This is a genomic window from Martelella alba, assembly GCF_006516955.1.
Lineage (GTDB): Bacteria > Pseudomonadota > Alphaproteobacteria > Rhizobiales > Rhizobiaceae > Martelella > Martelella alba.
In genome coordinates this window covers 124913-142528 of record NZ_VHLG01000012.1, presented here as the reverse complement: position 1 = coordinate 142528, position 17616 = coordinate 124913, and the positions used below count along the sequence as shown (strand labels likewise).

Here is a 17616-nt window from a genome sequence, read left to right as displayed (position 1 = left end):
AGACTGTAACCCGCAGATGACGAAAAAAGGGCACCTATTCGACAATCGCCACGGATTTTACCTGGGCGAAGACGTCCATGCCGGGATGAAGGCCGAGCAGATCGGCCGAGCGTGCCGTCAGCCGGGCCAGAAGCGGCGTGCCGCCAGCATCGATCTTCACCGCCAGAACCGCCGGATGCTCGCCGGTGGCAATTTCGGTGACCACCGCCGGGAAGCGGTTCATGATGGACGACGGCGTATCGCTGGCACCAAGGCCAAGCGATACATCGCGGGCCAGCACCATGACCCGGAGCGACGAACCGATCGGCAGTCCGGGATCGCGCACAAAAAGCGTGCCGCCGGAAAAGCTGACCCGTGCCAGATGATATTGCGGGTCGATCGCCTCAACGGTGGCGGTGATGGCAACGCCTGCATTTTCATCACGGCGGATCGGCAGATCGAGCCTTGCAAGCGTCTCGGTCAGCGGGCCGGAGGCCAGCACCCGCCCCGCCTCCACGACAGCCAGATGATCGGCAAGCCGTGCCACCTCATCCGGCGCATGAGTGACGTAGACAACCGGGATCGACAGATTTTTGCGCAAGGATTCCAGATAGGGCAGGATTTCGCGCTTGGAGGCGAGATCAAGCGCCGAAAGCGGTTCATCCATCAAGAGGAGTTTCGGCTCGGTCAGCAGTGCGCGGCCGATCGCAACGCGCTGCCGTTCGCCGCCGGACAGATTGCGTGGTGCGCGCTGCAGCAGATGGCCGATGCCAAGCAGCAAAACCAGATGGTCAAAACGGGCCTGTGCCTTTTCGCGCGCCGGCCGGTCGAGCCGCTTCAGGCCGAAGACGAGATTGTCCCTGACCGAGAGATGGGCAAACAGATTGGCCTGCTGGAAGACATAGCCGACGGCGCGACGGTGGGCCGGAAGGAAGGTTCCGCCGTCCTGCCAGGTCTCGCCGCCGATGGCAAAATGTCCCTCCGGCAGCCGGTTCAACCCGGCAAAGGCGCGCAGGATAGAGGTCTTGCCACAGCCCGACGGACCGAACAGCGCGGTGACGCCATTGGCCGGAAAGACAAAATCGGCATCGAGCCGGAAGGAACCGAGCGGACCGGCAAAACGGGCGGAAAGCATGGGTTCACTCATGACAGCCGGTTCCTCAGCCGCTTTTCGATCAGCATCATCGACAAGATGACGATGAAGGAAAAGACCACCATGGAGCCCGCCAGAATATTGGCCTTGCCCCATTCCAGCGTCTCGACATAATCGTAGATCGCCACCGAGAGCACCTTGGTCTTGCCGGGAATATTGCCGCCAATCATCAAGACGACACCGAATTCACCGACCGTATGGGCAAAGCCCAGAATGGCCCCGGTGAGAATGCCCGGCCGGGCCAGCGGCAGGGCGACAGTGAAGAAGCGGTCGAGCGGGCCTGCCCTGAGGGTCGCCGCCGCCTCCAGCGGTTCCTCGCCGAAAGCCTCGAAGGCATTGCGGATTGGCTGCACGGCAAAGGGCAGCGAATAGATCACCGATCCGACGACCAGACCGGCAAAGGTAAAGGGAAGCGTGAAGCCGATCACCGATTTCAAAGCCTGACCAAGTGCGCTTTGCGGACTGAAGGCCAGCAGAAGATAAAAGCCGAGCACGGTCGGCGGCAGCACCAGCGGCAGGGAGACAATGGCGCCCACCGCCTCCTTCCACCAGGCTTTCGAACGCGCCAGCCACCAGGCAATCGGAATCCCCACCACCAGAAGGAAAACGGTGGTGAGGACTGCGAGCTTCAAGGTCAGAAAGACGGCTTCGGCCATGGGGAAATCCAACAAGGCGTGGTGACTGGCAACGCGGCGCTATTCGACGGCGTAGCCATAGCTTTCAATGATCTTATGGGCGGTGTCGCTTTTCAGGAAGTCCATAAAGGCCTTCGACGTTTCGTCATCGGCTCCGGTCTTGAGCAGAACGGCATCCTGTTTGATCGGCGTATAGAGATCGGCCGGAACCACCCATTGCGAGCCGCCTTCGGTATCAATCACCTGCGACAATGCGACAAAGCCGAGCTCGGCATTGCCGGTGGTGACGAACTGATAGGTCTGGGAAATGCTGTCACCCTGGACGATCTTCGGCGTCAGCGTGTCATAGAGACCGAGCGCCTTCATGGTTTCAACGGCGGCAGCGCCGTAAGGTGCGGCATCGGGATTGGCGATGGCAATCTTGTCGAAGCCGTCCTCGCTCTTGAGCACGGCGCCTTCATCATCCACCAGTCCGGCATCGCTGCTGTAAAGCACCAGCTTGCCGATCGCATAGGTGAATTCCGAGCCTTCGACCGCGAGATCCTCCGTCACCGCCTTTTCCGGCCGGGCCTGATCAGCGGCGAGGAAGACGGTGAAGGGGGCACCATTGGCGATCTGGGTATAGAGCTTGCCGGTGGAGCCGAAGGACAGCACGGCGTCATTACCGGTTTCCTGATTGAAGGCGGCGGCAATATCCTTGGCGGCCTCGGTGAAATTGGCGGCCACGGCAACATTGATCTCACCGGCAAAGGCTCCGGCCGGGAGAAGGGCTGCAACAGCGGCAAGAAGGGCAAATGTCTTTTTCATCGTTTCGATCCTGATTAAGGGCGCTCAGCCGAGCGCGAGAATGATCTGGGAGGATTTGATCAGCGCGGTCACGCTTTTGCCGGGGGCAAGCGCCAGCCCCTCGGCACTGTCATCGGTAACGATGGCACAGAGCGTCTTCCCCTCGCCGATATCGAGCACGACCTCGGCATTGACCGCGCCGGGTTCAACCGAGATCACCATGCCGGTGATGCGGTTGCGGGCCGAGGTCATGATCTTTTCATCGTCCTCGATCAGGATCGGGGTCGAGGCCTTGATCAGCGCATAGGCCTGAACGCCGGGCGCGATCTTCAGATTGGCGACGCTCTGCTCGGTAATGATCACCGTCAGCGTGACATCGGGTGAAATTTTCAGAAGAACTTCGGCATTGACGGCACCGTGGGTCACGGCCTCGATCGTGCCGTGATAGCAATTTCGGGCACTGGTTCGCATAACGGGGCTCCAGAGAAGCGAGTTGGCGGGAAAGGAAATCGAAGGATCACCCGAAATCGTGGTTTCAAGACCGGATATGATCTCGCCAAGTGTGGCGGTGAGCAGCCGGTGAACGGCAAGCGCGCGCCGGCCCTCCTCGGTCACCTCGGCTCCGCCGCCGTGGGCACCACCCGGCCGCTTGATGATCAGCGGACGCGGAAACAGGTTGTTCATGGCGTTCACCGCATCCCAGGCGGCCTTGTAGGAAAGGCCAACTGCCTTTGCGGCTGCCGAAATCGAGCCGAGACGGTCAATCTCGGCCAGAAGGGCGAAACGCTCCTCACCGGCGCGGTCACCGGTCTGGTTTTCGAATGTCAGTGCTGGCTGAATGCTGCCCTTGACCATATCCTTCGATCCCTTGGCTTGAGCGTTATGTAGTTCGACTACATAACGCATGACAGACTCAAAGCAAACCCTGTGCCAGAACGGAAACGCTTCGCTGAGGGGCATTCAGCCAGGCGATATAGGCTTTCCGTGTCACAAAGCCGACAATCGCGGTCCCGTCAGGTCGGAAACCTGACACGAAAGGCAACATCACTGCCGGATCACGCCCCGGCGTGAAACAGGCCCTCGGCCGGTGCGGCATTGCGGATCCGCGCCAGCCGGCTTTCACCATCCTCAGTCCCGAAGCAGTCCTCGAAATCGTCACATTGCCTGCAGGACGGCGCGGTGCACAGCACAAACCCCTCCGCCTCGCACAGCGCCCGATAGAAGTACTTCTTCCACTTCATGTTGCTGGTATTCCCTGCCGCAAGGGTTGGAAAATTCCGATAGAGCATACGCGACAGTTCCGGCCGGGAGAAAAGACCGAGATCCTGCCAGAGATGATCGTCATGCATGGCGCGGCGTGCCACAATCCTGGCAAAGAGCGGTGCAAGCTCCAGGCCGTTGGCTGCATGGCGCAGCAGCAATTGCTGGAGCATCGCCTCTTCGTCATCAATGACGGGGGCTTCGCAGGCAACGAAATCGAAGAGCCGGCGATCCAGGCCGGGAAAATTGCGGTTGATGAGGCGTGAAAGCTCCGACAGCGTCAGACCGGTTGCCGCACTGATAGAGGGACTAGCCCCCTCCTCCACCTCGAAGCGGGCAAGCGACAGCACGCAGGCCATCACGTGACGGTCAAAGCCGGTTTCCGCATCAATCGCCGGCCATTGCGCGGCAAGAAGATAGGCATAGGTATCGGCAAACATTTCGCTCTCCTTCTCCTGTTGACCCGGCGCTTGAACCATCGCCTTCAAATCTCGAAACCGGCGCGCGCTCATGCGGTCAGTCTTCAAACCGGTGCGGGAGCGCATCGAAGCGCCAGCACGCCCCCGCACCGACCATCCCCGCTTAACGGGAAGGTTCACGCGGCAAGCGCTGCCGCCGGGACATGCGTCTGGCAGCCCTTGGGACAGACCCGCGAACAGGCGCCGCAACCGATACAGGCGCCGGCCTTGTCCACCACCATGATCATGCGGTTCAGCTCGCCGTCGAAATCATCATCCTCATCCTCGTCGCAGATGCCGAGAATCGCGCCCTCATCGTCAACGCCGTAGAGATGCATCACATCGCGCGAACAGACCTTGTAGCAACGGCCGCAGCCAATGCAGGTCGCCCCGTCAATCGCGGTGAGATATTCCGGCATCCAGGCCGAGCCGTCGCGGGTCTTGAAATCCTCGCTCATGCGCCCGCCTCCATCGCTGCCAGTTCCTTCTTGGCAGCATCAAGCTCGGCGAAGACCTTATAGGTCTTCTCGGCGACAGCGACGATCTCGCCCCAGTTGACCGGCAGGTCCTCGGCCAGATCATGCAGCTCCATCTTGGCATTGCCAGCACGCGAATTGAGCTTGCGAACCTTCTTCTGCATTTCGTCGAAATCGCTCATCGGCCCGCCCTCAAAGCTTTGCAACGTCAGGCCAGGCCGCGACCATCGCCACCGCTTCGGCCACCAGTTTCGACCCTGCCTCATCCATCTTTTCCAGGCTTTCAAAGCCGAAACGATGCACATCGCGCAGCGATTTCACCAGCACGACAAGCCGCCCGCAGGTCAGAAGCACCCGGCCGAAGCCTTCGTGATGCATCTTCATCATCGGCGAGGCGATAATGCCGGTCTCCTTCTCGATGGCGAGGCCGATGGCGGAATAATAGATCTCCAGCCGCCACAGCACATCCGGGTCCGGATCACCGATGATCGGAATGTCCTTCCGCTGCGCTTTGGTGACGATGTAATCCTCCAGGATGGAGGCATCGCTGCGCCCCTCCCAGGTGTCATAGACATCCTGGGCGCGCATCAGCTGCACCAGGCTTTTCATGAAGGATGTCATTTCTCCATCCGGCGATGTGATGGCCGGCGATGCGGTGGCAAGGGGCGCAGTCTCTGTCATTCTCTCACTCCTGATCATCATCGAAATCGGGTTTCTTTGGCGCAACGCCGGCCTCGGCCAGCACCTTGCGGAGCCAGGGCGGCGGCGCGTTCTTCAGCATGGTCTGGGTGCGGGCGATCACCTCGGAAATCGGACTTTCGCCCGGCACCTTGATCGGGTGGATTTTCGCGGCAACGACTTTCGCCGCAGACGGGCCGCCAATTGCCAGGCAGAAGAGCAGATGCGCACTCTTGAGCGCATCGACCTTGGGCGTGATCCGGTCATCCCCGTCGGTTTTGTGTTCGCCGGTCTCCGCCGAAACATCGTCAAAGGCCAGCGCCTCGACAAAGCGCGCCTCCTCCGGTGTCACATCGTAAAGGGCGAAAAACCGCGCCGAGCCGAAATGGGCGTTAAGGTTTTTCATATCCTGCGTCGCAATCGCGATGCGAAGCGCCCCGGCTGGACGCGCAGGCGCAGGCCCGCGCTCGGCATCAGTGACGAGCGAGAGACGGCGGACGGTGGCTGTCATGGTCTTGCTCCCGTTTGAGGAAAGGGTTCAGGTCTTCCGGCGTGGCATGGTGATCCACGGCCTGGAAAATATTGGCGGCCTCAAAAATCAGGTTGCGCGCGCCCTCATAGAGAATGGTCTTGCGGTGCTGACTGCCAAGCCGGTCGAACACCGGAAAGCCGACCCGCATCAGCGGCAGGTGCAGCCGGGCGGAGGCCTGACGGCCATGAGAATGGGTGACGAGAAGATCAGCCCCGGCAACGCCTGCCATATCCTCGAAATCGGAAAGATCACCCACCTTGACGACCTCTACCGGCATATGCGGCAGGATCTTCGATGTGCCTGTCGTGGTCACAGCAGTGACGATCTCAGCGCCCATCCCGAGAAAGAAGGTCGAGAACTGGTAGAGAAGATCCGGCTCGGCGGCGATGGCGATCTTCTTTCCGGAAAAGAAGAAATGCCCGTCGAGCAGCGCATCCTGCAGCTGCGCCCGGCGGCGGCGGATCTTTGCCGGCACCTTTTGCCCCGACAGGGTGGCCAGCAGCTGAATGAAACGGTCTGCGGCCTTCAGGCCGGTCAGCTGGCGAAACAGCGTATAGTCAAGCCCGGTGCGGCGCTTCAGCGCCTCTGCCGGACCACGCATATGTTCACCAACGGCAATCACATGGGCGCAGGTTCCGAGATCACGGATATCCTCCACAGTGGTGCCGCCATAGGTGGTCGGGATCCAGCGATCCGGCACCGTGCCATCCAGCGCACCGGAAATATCCGGCAGGATAACCGGCGTGAGCGAGAAGGCCTCGGCGCTGTCGCGCAAATCCTCGATATCGGCCACGGTGAGATTGGAACCGGCAAGGATGGCGATCTTTTGGCGATCACGCGGGGCGATCGTTTCAAGCGTGATGGTCTCGATCATGGCTGTGACGGCGCGCGCCCAGCCCTCCTCGATCGAGCCTTCGAAATCCGGCGTCGAGGCAAAGACGACCTCGGTGCCTTCCAGTTCTGCCGCACGCTTTTTCCGGATGCGCGCAAGATCACCGGCAAAGTCCTCGCCGCGCGTTTCCACCAGCGCCGTGGTGCAAAGCCCGATCAGCTTCGGTTTGGAGCGGTTCTTGATGTTGAGGATCGCTTCTTCCAGATGATCGGCACCGCCGAGAATGGTGGCAACCTCATCCATCGCCGTTGTCTGCAGCGGGATCGCTTCCTTGAAATGGCGGACAAACAGGACAAGCGCAAAGGCCGTACAGCCCTGAGACCCGTGAAACAGCGGCATGGCGCCATCAACACCGAGATAGGCATAGGCTGCCCCCAGCGTCTGCGAGGATTTCAGCGGATTTTCGGCCGCATATTTGCTCTGGCTGACAATTTCGGCCATCAGCAATCTCCCGTCTCATCGACAACACTTGTCTCGAATTTTCGGAATGCATGAACCGGCGCAGCGATCTCCGTTTCAACAGCCGCGCCATCGCCGTCGCTGCAGACGACGAGATTGCCATCGGCATCGAAGGGAGCGGGTTCGCGCACCGCAGCGAAAACCGGGTTGTGAATGGCAAGGTCGATCTGGCGCACCAGTTCGACAATGCCGTCATAGCCGGCATAGGGATTGTGGCGCTCCTGATTGATGTCGAGCCAGGGCATCTTGGCCTTCAGCGCGATAAACTGGGTGCGCCCGCCCGACAGCATGATATCGGCGCGGTTTTCCTTCAGCATGGCGTAGATCTCCTTCGGTGCCATTGCCTCGAAGGAATGGTTCTCCCCCTTGAAGATCGCCTTGATGCGCTCCTTGTCCTCGTCGGTCGATTTCTTCACCGAGGTGGCGACGATCTCCATGCCGGCATATTGCAGCGCATTGACCACCGACCAGCTTTTCACCCCGCCGGTATTGAGCAGCACGCGCTTGCCGGCCAGGCGCGGGCGGAAGGCGGCAAGGCGTTGATTGGCAAGCGCCTCCTCCTCGGCAATCAGCGCTTCCGTTCGCGAAAGGAGATCGCGCGGTGCGCCACGCGCCACCAGCATGGTCGCCAGCTGCCGCAGCGCATCCGACGTATCGGAAACGCCATAGAAAGAGCCTTCGAAATAGGGAATGCCATAGCGCTCCTCCATCTTGCGGGCGAGGTTGATCAGCGCGGTGGAACAGACCATCATCGTCGCATTGGCGCGGTGCGCAGTGGCTATATCATGATAGCGCGCATCGCCCGGAAAGACGCAGCGGATGCGCATGCCAAGCTTTTCGATCAGCGGCTTCACCGACCAGAATTCGCCCGAAAGGTTATATTCGCCGAGAATGTTGATATCGAGCGGCGAGATATCGTCAGGCTCACGCGTGCCGATGACATGATCGAGCATCGCCTCGCCGGCGAGCTTGTTGCCGAGGTTCTTCGATCCAACAAAACCGGGCGCATTGACAGGGATAACCGGAAGTCCGAATTTCTCCGCTGCCCGGCGACAGACGGCGTCGATGTCATCGCCGATCAGTGCAGTGACACAGGTGGAATAGACGAAAATTGCGGGCGGCGCGTATTTCTCCGCGATCTCGCGAATGGCCCGGAAGAGCTTTTTCTCCCCCTGCCCCATGACGATATCAAGCTCGGTGAGATCGGTGGTGAAGGAACGGCGCCACAGATCCGGGCCCGAGGACGCCGCATGACGATTGTCCCAGCTATTGCCCTCGCAGGCCAGCGGCGCATGGATCAGATGGGCGACATCCGTCACCGGCTGCAGCACGATCTTGGCGCCGTCAAAGGCACAGCCGCCAGCCGCCGCACCCGGCGTCAGCGGCTTGGAACAGCCTTTCTTGCGGGCTTTTTCGTCCTTGGTCTGGTTCTTGTCGCAGCCCGGCTCGTTGAAGAGATCAGCCACTTTCGCCTTCAGTTCCGCCATGTCGTCACACCTTCCGCTTTGATGTCACTTGAGGTGAAAACCGGCCGCACGAAGGGACTGTGCGGCCGGTCAATTGCTCCTATCGAGTGAGATCGAAGGAGTAGTCGGTCTTGCCGGGGATTTCCGTTTCGCGGTCGGCGAGATCGAAGAACTTGTCGAGGATCTCGGTCAGCACGCGCAGCCCGCCCTGATAGCCCATGGTGGGGAAACGGTGATGGTGATGCCGGTCGAAGATCGGGAAGGTCAGCCGCAGCAACGGCGTGCCGGTATCGCGTTCCAGATATTTGCCATAGGAAGAGCCGATCAGGAGATCGACCGGTTCCGTGAACATCAGCGAGCGCATGGCCCAGAGATCCTTGCCCGGCCAGGCCTTGCAATCCTTGCCGAAGGGCGAAGTGTCGAACAGATCCTGCATCTCCTGCGCCCAGACCTTGCCGCCGTTGGTGGCCAGGCAATGGACCGGCTCGCCGCCGGTTTCCAGAATGAAGCGGGCCATGGCATAGACGAAATCCGGATCGCCATAGATCGCATAGCGCTTGCCATGCAGATAGGCCTGACTGTCGGCCATGGCATCGACGAGGCGGCCACGCTCCATTCTGAGCGCTTCAGGGATCTCCTTGCCGGTCATTTCCGAGAGTTTCATCAAAAGATCATCCGTGCCGCGAACGCCCATCGGATAATGCAGCGAAGCGGTCTTCTGGCCCTGTTCGGCGCAATATTCCAGCGTCTTTCTGGTGCAGTAATGCTGCAGCGACAGCGTCCATTCGGCATTCAGCGCATCGGCAATATCTTCAAGCTTCGTGCCGCCGTCATACATACGGAACTCGCCGTCCGAGGGCGTATCATAGGTGTCGGAGGCATCCTGAATGAAAGTGTATTCAACGCCCATCAGCGCCAGCATCCGCTTCAGCTCGCGGTTATTGCCAACGCAATAGCCGTCGAAACCGGGGATCAGATTGAAGCGACCGGTCACCTCCTCGCGGGTCTTGCCCTTCCAGAAATGTTCGAAAACGCCGCGCACCATATTGTCATAGCCATCGACATGGGAGCCGACGAAAGCAGGCGTATGGGCGAAGGGAACATCGAAGTCCTTCGGCACCGAGCCTTCATTCTTGGCGTTTTCGATGAAGCCATGCAGGTCATCACCGATGACTTCGGCCATGCAGGTGGTGGAGACGGCAATCATCTTCGGCTCATAGAGCGAATAGGTATTGGCCAGACCGTCGATCATGTTCTTCAGCCCGCCAAACACCGCAGCATCCTCGGTCATCGATGAGGAGACGGCCGAAGCCGGCTCCTTGAAGTGGCGCGACAGATGCGAGCGGTAATAGGCGACGCAGCCCTGCGACCCATGAACGAAAGACATGGTGCGCTCGAAGCCGGCAGCGGCAAACACCGCGCCGAGCGGCTGGCAGGCCTTGGCCGGATTGACGACGAGCGCCTCGCGGGCGAGGTTCTTCTCGCGATAGTCCCACGACTTGGTGAATTCGCGCTGGTCATCCACCCATTCGCCCGGATGCGGGCATTCGAAGTTTTCCTTCTTGTTCCTGAGCATTTCGACATATTCGGGCTCGCGGAACAGGGGCGCGTGGTCGAGTACTTTATCAGCCGACTGTGGCATGACGATCACCTCTTTGCCCGGCAGCTCCATACGGCGACACGGGCGTTTGAAAGGGGAATTGATGGGCTTTAGAGAGCCCGGTTCTCATGCATGGCGGGCCGTGACGGGGACGGCCCGGGCCGAAATCATTCCGCCGCGAGAAGCTGCGAAGGGTTTGCCTTCTTCTTCCAGGGGGCGTCATAAAGACCCCAGACCGGATTGTTGATGGCGAGATCCATGTCGCGGGCGAAGATCGCAAAGCCGTCATAGCCGTGATAGGGGCCGGAATAGTCCCAGCTATGCATCTGGCGGAAGGGAACGCCCATCTTCTGGACCGGGTATTTTTCCTTGATGCCGGAGCCGACCAGATCGGGGCGGATCCCCTCGATGAACTTTTCCAGCTCATAGCCGGTGACGTCGTCATAGATCAGCGTGCCATCCTTCACGTAATGGCCGGTGCGCTGGTAATCGTCGTTATGGGCAAACTCGTAACCCGTTCCGACGATCTTCATGCCGAGATCCTCATAGGCCGTCATGACGTGACGCGGGCGCAGGCCGCCGACATAGAGCATCACCGTCTTGCCATCGAGGCGCGGCTTGTATCTGGCGATCACCGCGTCAACCATCGGCTGATACTTGGCGATGACGGCTTCGGCCTTTTCCTCGATCTCCGGCCCGAAATGCTTGGCGATCGCACGCAGAGAGGCGGCAATCTGCGAGGGGCCGAAGAAATTATATTCCATCCACGCGATGCCGTATTTTTCTTCCATGTAGCGGCAGATATAGTTCATCGACCGGTAGCAATGGATCAGGTTGAGCTTCGCCTTGGGTGCGCGCTCCATCTCCGCCAGCGTCGCATCACCGGACCAGTTGCCGACAACGCGCAGGCCCATTTCCTCCAGCAGAATGCGCGAGGCCCAGGCATCACCGCCGATATTGTAGTCGCCGACAATGTTCACATCGTAGGGACCGGCTTCGAAATCGGCGTGCTTGTCTTCGTCTTCCAGCACCCAGTCGCGGATCGCATCATTGGCGATGTGGTGGCCAAGCGACTGCGACACACCGCGAAAGCCCTCGCAGCGTACCGGAACGATGGTCTTGTTGAGCTCTTTCTTCTTCTTGCGCGACACCGCCTCGATGTCGTCACCGATGAGGCCAATCGGACATTCGGACTGGACCGAAATCCCCTTGGCAAGCGGGAACAGCTCTTCGATCTCGTCGATCACCTTTTCGAGCTTCTTGTCGCCACCAAAGACAATGTCCTTCTCCTGAAAATCGGAGGTGAACTGCATGGTGACGAAACTGTCGATACCGGTGGTGCCGATATAATAATTGCGGCGCTGCGACCAGGAATATTGTCCGCAGCCAACCGGTCCGTGCGAGATATGAACCATATCCTTGACCGGGCCCCAGACAACGCCCTTGGAACCGGCATAGGCGCAGCCGCGAATGGTCATGACGCCCGGAATGGATTTGATGTTGGATTTGACCGAACATTCGGAAACCGGCTCGGCGCTTTCTGTTTCACCTTCGGCGGCCTTGGCAACCGAAAGATGTTTTTTGCGGCGCTTGGCCGCCTTGTCGGGATATTTCGACAGCACATCCTCGATCAGTTTCTCGTGGAGCTGGCTGTCATTTTCATAATCGAGGCTCATGGCTTTGCCTTTTTCAACGGGTCAGAAAAACGCGCCGTCGGCGCCGGTGGATATGTCGCGGGCGCGGCGGGTCAAGGCCGCCGCCCCCGCATGCCCCCGCCTATTCGGCAGCGGTTTCCTTGGCGGCGAGCTCGGCAAGCATCTGCTCGTCGGTCTTCATGATGCCGAAGTCGAGCAGCATGTCTTCCAGCTCTTCCATGGTGATCGGGGTCGGGATCGTGCCCTGACCCGAATTGTTATGGATCTTCTGCGCCAGCTGGCGGTATTCCTCGGCCTGCTGGCTGTTGGGCGCATACTGGATGACCGTCTGCTTGCGCAGTTCAGCGTGCTGAACAATGTTGTCGCGCGGGACGAAGTGGATCAGCTTGGAATTCAGCCGCTTGGCCAGCGCCTCGGCCAGATCCAGTTCGCGGTCGGTCTGGCGCTCGTTGCAGATCAGACCGCCGAGACGCACGCCGCCGGAATTGGCGTATTTGAGAATGCCCTTGGCAATGTTGTTGGCGGCATAAAGCGCCATCATCTCGCCGGACATGACGATGTAGATTTCCTGGGCCTTGTTCTCGCGGATCGGCATGGCGAAACCGCCACAGACGACGTCGCCGAGCACATCATAGGAAACATAGTCGACATCATCATAGGCGCCGTTTTCCTCGAGAAAGTTGATCGAGGTGATAACGCCGCGGCCGGCACAGCCGACGCCCGGCTCCGGGCCGCCGGATTCAACGCATTTGATGCCCTTATAGCCCATCTTCAGGACGTCCTCGAGTTCGAGATCCTCGACCGAGCCTTCCTGGGCGGCGAGATGCAGAACCGTGTCCTGGGCCTTGGAATTGAGGATGAGGCGGGTGGAGTCCGCCTTGGGGTCGCAACCGACAATCAGGATCTTCTGACCCAGATCGACGAGTGCGGCCAGCGTATTCTGGGAGGTGGTGGACTTGCCGATGCCACCCTTGCCGTAAAATGCGATCTGACGCAGACCGGACATATCGTCTTCCTTCCTTCGCGTTTTGACAAACGGAGCGGGTTCATTCCCTTGAGCTCCTCCGGCCGGCAGTCTCGACCGCCGCCGATCCATACCTTTCAAGCGCCGTGCCAGTTTGAATTTCGTGATTTTTCGATCTATTTTAATTATTGTTTTTCAATTACTTAATATGATTTCAATCCGGACAGCCACATCAGACAGCAACCCAACAGTTCCTGTCGCACACCCGACAAAAGCGACAGTTCCTGTCCGTTGGGATGGTTGCGGGCGATGCGCGGCAATGGCAGGATGCAAGGTGAAAACGGCCATGCCAACGGGACCCGGACACCATGACTGAGAGCCTTCACCTGCCGCTGATCCTGCTGGCGGCATTCATGGCGACTGCTTCGCCCGGACCGGCAACGCTTGCCATTGCCGGAACGTCACTGTCGTCCGGCAGGCGCGCCGGATTGTCGGTGGCGCTGGGCGTTGCCACTGGTTCGCTCAGCTGGTCGCTTGCCGCAGCCTTCGGCCTTGCCGCCCTGATGGCGGCCAGCGTCACGCTGTTTGAAATACTGCGCTATGCCGGTGCGGCCTATCTCGGTTTTCTCGCCTATAAGGCGGCCCGCGCGGCCATGAAAAAGGGGGAGCTTGACAGCCGCGCGCTTGCTGCTGCCTCGACCAGGCGCCTTTATATAAAGGGGTTGATGCTACATCTTACCAATCCCAAGGCGATCTTCTTCTTTGCGGCGCTCTATTCTGTCGGCGTGCCAGCGCAGGCGGGAGCTGCAACTCTGGCCGAGGTCATCATCGCCGTCGGCCTTCAAAGCACGGCTGTCTTCGTCACCTATGCGATGCTGTTTTCGCTTTCCGGTGTGGCGCGCATCTATCGCCGCCTTAACCGCATCTTCGAGGCCTGTTTTGCGGCCGTTTTCGGCCTGGCTGCCATCAAGGTTCTGACAACCCGGATCGGTTGAAGCCATCCCCGTCGGATTTTTGACAAAAGCTACTTTTTCTGTCGCAGACACGACGTTGTCGGATTCTCGACATTCGACAGAATCAACATAAATAACTGAAATATAATATTTATTTTCAGTGGCACGATATCTGCATGGTCATCATTGCGAAAAACCCGTTTCAAGGAGTTGAGCGATGATCACACTGACAGACAATGCCGCCGCAGCCGTCAAATCCGCGCTTTCCCAGGCAAAGGGTCCGGCCGAAGGGCTTCGAATCATGGTCGAGGCCGGCGGCTGCGCCGGGTTCAAATATATGATGGGGCTGGAAACGGCGACCCGTGACGGCGATGCCGTGATCGAAAGCGGTGGCGTCAAGGTTTTCGTCGATCAGGCCTCGCAGGCCCATGTGGCCGGCATGACGGTTGATTTCATCACCGGTCTGGAATCCTCCGGCTTCGTGTTCGAGAACCCGAATGCAACCAATAAATGCTCTTGTGGCAAGTCTTTCGGCTGAGGAGATGACCATGGAAGCGACCATGTCCCGCCAGAACACCGCTGAAGCGCTGGAAACCACCGAAGCGCTTGCCGCCGTCAAATACCGGCTGATCGAAAAGGCGATTGATGACCTGCGCCCGCGTCTTGCCCGTGATGGCGGCAATTGCGAACTTGTCGGCGTCGAGGGCAATACGGTGAAGCTTAAGCTGACTGGCACCTGTGTCGGCTGCCAGCTTGCAGCGCTGACAATGAACGGCATCCGTCAAAAGCTGATCGAGGCGACCAATCTGCCGCTGAGGATCCAGCCGGTAATGGGCGGTTGACGGATACGATCACGATGCTGACCTATCTCGACAATAATGCCACGACAAGGCCCGATCCGGCGGTTGTCGCCGCCATGCTGCCCTATTTCGGCGCGCATTTCGGCAATGCCGCGGCGAAGCATCAGGCCGGCGCGGCAGCGGCAGCGGCGGTTCGAAAGGCCCGCAAATCGGTGCAGCATCTTGTCGGCGCGCGTTCCGATGGCGAGATCCTGTTCACCTCCGGCGGCAGCGAGGGCGACAATGCCGCCATCCGCGCCGGCCTTGCCGCCCTGCCGGGTCGCAGCGAGATCGTCACCACCACCGTCGAACACCCCGCCATCCTGACGCTGTGCCGCCACCTTGAAGCGCGTGAGGGGGTGCGGCTGCGGCTTGTCCCGGTCGACCGCGAAGGCGGGCTTGATCTCGAAGCGCTCAGGACGGCCATTGGCCCGAAAACCGCACTCGTCAGCACCATGGCCGCCAATAATGAGACCGGGATCATCTTTCCGCTCAAGGTAATCGGCGAGATCGCCCATGCCGCCGGTGCGCTGTTCCATGTCGATGCCGTGCAGGCGGCGGGCCGCATCCCGGTCAATATCGTCGCCGATGATATCGACATGCTGACACTCTCGGCCCACAAACTGCACGGGCCGCAGGGGATCGGCGCGCTCTACCTTAGAAAAGGGATTGGCTTCTCGCCGCTGATCCATGGCGGTAGCCAGCAGCGCGGACGCCGCGCCGGCACCGAAAATCTCGCCGGAACCGTCGGCTTCGGCGTCGCCGCCGACCTCGCCATGACGCGGATGGCAGACGATGCAAGCCGGATGACGGCACTGCGCGACCGGCTGGAAACCGGCATTCTCCGCTTATGCCCGCAGGCCATGGCGGTGGGCAGCACCTTGAACCGGCTCGCCAACACATCACTGATCATCTTCCGCAATTTTAATACCGATGCGCTGCTCACCAGACTTGATCGCGCCGGCATCTGCTGTTCCGCCGGCTCGGCCTGCGGCGCGGGCCAATTGCTGCCAAGCCCGGTTCTGCTCGCCATGGGCTTTCGCGAGGCGGATGCCCGCGCGGGCCTGCGCTTCTCGCTGTCACGCGAAACCACGGCTGCGGAGATTGATCACGTCCTTTCCGTTCTGCCGCAAATCCTGAAAGCCGAGGCACCCGCCCGTCCTGAAAAGGCTGAAGCCCATGTCTGACGATCCGCTGTCTGAACCGCGCATGATCTTCCTCAACGACACCACGCTGCGCGATGGTGAACAGGCGCCAGGCGTCGCCTTCAGCCTGACCGACAAATTGCAGCTTGCTGAGGCGCTGGCGGCGAGCGGCGTGCCGGAACTGGAGATCGGCACACCGGTGATGGGGGCTGACGAGATCGCTGCGATCCGCGCCGTCTCGGCCCTCGACCTGCCGCTCAGGCTGATGGCCTGGTGCCGGATGAGCGAGCGTGACCTGGCAGCCGCCCGCGCGTCCGGCGTAACGGCGGTGAACCTGTCGCTGCCCGCCTCCGACCTGCAGCTTTCCGCCAAGCTCGGCATTGGCCGTGAAGCCGCACTGGCGCGGATTGACCAGATGGTGCGCCGGGCTAGGCAGGCCGGGCTTGAGGTGGCGGTTGGCTGCGAGGATGGCTCGCGCGCCGATCCTGCCCATCTTGGCAACGTCATCCATGTCGCCGCTGAAGCCGGTGCCTTCCGTGTCCGGATCGCCGACACGGTCGGCATTCTTGATCCGTTTTCCACCTTTGCCCTGTTGCAGCCACTCAGCGAAAACGCAAAGCTTCCGCTGGAATTTCACGCCCATAATGATCTGGGACTGGCAACGGCCAATGCGCTGGCCGCAGTAAAAGCGGGCGTCAACCACCTGTCCGTCACCGTTGGCGGGCTTGGCGAGCGCGCCGGCAATACCGCGCTGGAAGAGATCGCGGTGGCGCTTGCCACCCGGAATGACTGCCTCACCGGCATTGATCTTCAAAGCCTCACGGCACTGGCCGAACAGGTGGCGGAGGCCTCGGGCCGGGCGATTGCGCCGGGCAAGGCGATTGTCGGCCGCGATGTCTTTACCCATGAAAGCGGCATCCATGTTGCCGGGCTCTTGAAGGACAGCCGCACCTATCAGGGCATCGACCCGGCCATCATCGGCCGCTGCCACCGCATTGTCATCGGCAAGCATTCCGGTGCCGCAGCCGTCTGCCATGTTCTGGCGGAAAAAGGCATTACCGCCGATCCGGAGCTTGCCGCCCTTCTCGTCGCGCGGATCCGCCGCCATGCCGCCGATACGCGCCGCACCATCCCGCCGGACGATCTTGTCCGGCTCTATTCGACCCTTGAACGCGAAAGCCCGGCTTCCGCCGGCAGCAGGGAGACAGGTCCATGAGTTCATGTTCATCGACACCGCAAATCGATGTAAAGGATATATTGAAGCGGCTGAAGCAGCTGTCCTCGGCAGAGGATTTCTTCATGGCGCTCGGTGTCTTCTACGATCCGAAAGTGCTGGATGTGGCGCGGCTGCATATTCTGAAGCGCATGGGACAATATCTGGCGGAAGAGGATTTTGACGATCTGCCCGACAGCATCGTTGCTGCCCGTGCGCGCGCCACGCTGGAGCGCGCCTATGGCGAATTTGAAAGCGCCTCACCTTTGTCGAAACGGGTTTTCAAGGTGCTGAAAGACCATGATCCCGACCGGCCGGCAGAGGAACGCGGCGCCTTCGTGCCGCTTTCGGCCATCCTCGGCCCGATCGACGAGATTTAGGTTCCCTGAAGCGCATGCTGTGCCAACTTGGGCGGGTTCTTCGGGACCTGCCCTTTTTTCGTGCCCGATGCTGGCTGTCGCTGATCCGACGCT

The 17616-nt window shown here is 60.4% G+C and carries 20 protein-coding genes; 6 read left to right on the top strand and 14 right to left on the bottom strand.

The window, feature by feature from the left end; all coding sequences use genetic code 11:
* Positions 1-34: 34 nt before the first annotated feature.
* From modC to nifH, 14 genes are all read right to left on the bottom strand, one after another.
* On the bottom strand, positions 35-1126 hold the full coding sequence (modC, locus tag FJU08_RS17140) for a molybdenum ABC transporter ATP-binding protein (RefSeq protein ID WP_141150251.1): 1092 nt from the start codon (positions 1124-1126) through the stop codon (positions 35-37).
* Positions 1123-1788 (bottom strand): molybdate ABC transporter permease subunit, encoded by a 666-nt coding sequence (gene modB, locus FJU08_RS17135; protein ID WP_141150250.1) that lies wholly within the window; start codon positions 1786-1788, stop codon positions 1123-1125. The genes modC and modB overlap by 4 nt, the downstream gene beginning before the upstream one ends.
* Before the next feature lie 39 nt (positions 1789-1827).
* The gene (modA, locus tag FJU08_RS17130) at positions 1828-2574 is read right to left on the bottom strand and encodes a molybdate ABC transporter substrate-binding protein (protein ID WP_181409896.1); all 747 of its coding nucleotides are present in this window, start codon (positions 2572-2574) and stop codon (positions 1828-1830) included.
* A 24-nt stretch (positions 2575-2598) separates the two neighbouring features.
* The gene (locus FJU08_RS17125; protein WP_210245265.1) at positions 2599-3459 is read right to left on the bottom strand and encodes a TOBE domain-containing protein; all 861 of its coding nucleotides are present in this window, start codon (positions 3457-3459) and stop codon (positions 2599-2601) included.
* Positions 3460-3608: 149 nt separating this feature from the next.
* Positions 3609-4253 (bottom strand): nitrogen fixation protein NifQ, encoded by a 645-nt coding sequence (locus FJU08_RS17120; RefSeq protein WP_141150248.1) that lies wholly within the window; start codon positions 4251-4253, stop codon positions 3609-3611.
* Positions 4254-4408: 155 nt separating this feature from the next.
* Positions 4409-4729 (bottom strand): ferredoxin III, nif-specific, encoded by a 321-nt coding sequence (gene fdxB, locus FJU08_RS17115; protein ID WP_141150247.1) that lies wholly within the window; start codon positions 4727-4729, stop codon positions 4409-4411.
* Complete coding sequence (locus FJU08_RS17110) at positions 4726-4929, bottom strand: CCE_0567 family metalloprotein (RefSeq protein WP_141150246.1); 204 nt, start codon at positions 4927-4929, stop codon at positions 4726-4728. Before FJU08_RS17110 ends, fdxB begins: the two co-directional genes overlap by 4 nt.
* A gap of 10 nt (positions 4930-4939) precedes the next feature.
* Positions 4940-5428 (bottom strand): NifX-associated nitrogen fixation protein, encoded by a 489-nt coding sequence (locus FJU08_RS17105; protein WP_141150245.1) that lies wholly within the window; start codon positions 5426-5428, stop codon positions 4940-4942.
* 4 nt (positions 5429-5432) lie between these two features.
* Entirely contained in the window at positions 5433-5936 is a 504-nt protein-coding gene (gene nifX / locus FJU08_RS17100) for a nitrogen fixation protein NifX (protein WP_141150244.1), read from the bottom strand.
* Positions 5899-7290, bottom strand: a complete 1392-nt coding sequence (gene nifN / locus FJU08_RS17095; RefSeq protein ID WP_141150243.1) for a nitrogenase iron-molybdenum cofactor biosynthesis protein NifN — start codon at positions 7288-7290, stop codon at positions 5899-5901. Before nifN ends, nifX begins: the two co-directional genes overlap by 38 nt.
* The gene (gene nifE / locus FJU08_RS17090) at positions 7290-8795 is read right to left on the bottom strand and encodes a nitrogenase iron-molybdenum cofactor biosynthesis protein NifE (protein WP_141150242.1); all 1506 of its coding nucleotides are present in this window, start codon (positions 8793-8795) and stop codon (positions 7290-7292) included. Before nifE ends, nifN begins: the two co-directional genes overlap by 1 nt.
* A 79-nt stretch (positions 8796-8874) precedes the next feature.
* Entirely contained in the window at positions 8875-10416 is a 1542-nt protein-coding gene (gene nifK, locus FJU08_RS17085) for a nitrogenase molybdenum-iron protein subunit beta (RefSeq protein ID WP_141150241.1), read from the bottom strand.
* A 125-nt stretch (positions 10417-10541) separates the two neighbouring features.
* On the bottom strand, positions 10542-12050 hold the full coding sequence (gene nifD / locus FJU08_RS17080; protein ID WP_141150240.1) for a nitrogenase molybdenum-iron protein alpha chain: 1509 nt from the start codon (positions 12048-12050) through the stop codon (positions 10542-10544).
* 100 nt (positions 12051-12150) lie between these two features.
* Complete coding sequence (gene nifH / locus FJU08_RS17075; protein WP_141150239.1) at positions 12151-13035, bottom strand: nitrogenase iron protein; 885 nt, start codon at positions 13033-13035, stop codon at positions 12151-12153.
* A gap of 326 nt (positions 13036-13361) precedes the next feature.
* On the opposite strand from nifH, the gene FJU08_RS17070 reads away from it, so the two are divergent.
* The 6 genes from FJU08_RS17070 to nifW all read left to right on the top strand — a co-directional run bounded on the left by FJU08_RS17070 (position 13362) and on the right by nifW (position 17523).
* Positions 13362-13988: a LysE family translocator gene (locus tag FJU08_RS17070; RefSeq protein WP_141150238.1), complete on the top strand. Its 627-nt coding sequence runs from the start codon at positions 13362-13364 to the stop codon at positions 13986-13988.
* Between the two features lie 175 nt (positions 13989-14163).
* Complete coding sequence (locus tag FJU08_RS17065; RefSeq protein WP_141150237.1) at positions 14164-14484, top strand: HesB/IscA family protein; 321 nt, start codon at positions 14164-14166, stop codon at positions 14482-14484.
* 10 nt (positions 14485-14494) lie between these two features.
* Positions 14495-14788 (top strand): NifU family protein, encoded by a 294-nt coding sequence (locus FJU08_RS17060; protein ID WP_235890774.1) that lies wholly within the window; start codon positions 14495-14497, stop codon positions 14786-14788.
* Positions 14785-15972 (top strand): aminotransferase class V-fold PLP-dependent enzyme, encoded by a 1188-nt coding sequence (locus tag FJU08_RS17055; RefSeq protein ID WP_235890771.1) that lies wholly within the window; start codon positions 14785-14787, stop codon positions 15970-15972. Before FJU08_RS17060 ends, FJU08_RS17055 begins: the two co-directional genes overlap by 4 nt.
* Positions 15965-17146 carry a homocitrate synthase gene (gene nifV, locus FJU08_RS17050; protein WP_235890769.1) on the top strand — a complete coding sequence of 394 codons (1182 nt, stop codon included), beginning with the start codon at positions 15965-15967 and terminating at the stop codon, positions 17144-17146. The genes FJU08_RS17055 and nifV overlap by 8 nt, the downstream gene beginning before the upstream one ends.
* A complete protein-coding gene (gene nifW, locus FJU08_RS17045) occupies positions 17143-17523 on the top strand; it encodes a nitrogenase stabilizing/protective protein NifW (RefSeq protein WP_141150235.1) in 381 nt (126 codons plus the stop codon). Before nifV ends, nifW begins: the two co-directional genes overlap by 4 nt.
* Positions 17524-17616: the final 93 nt, after the last annotated feature.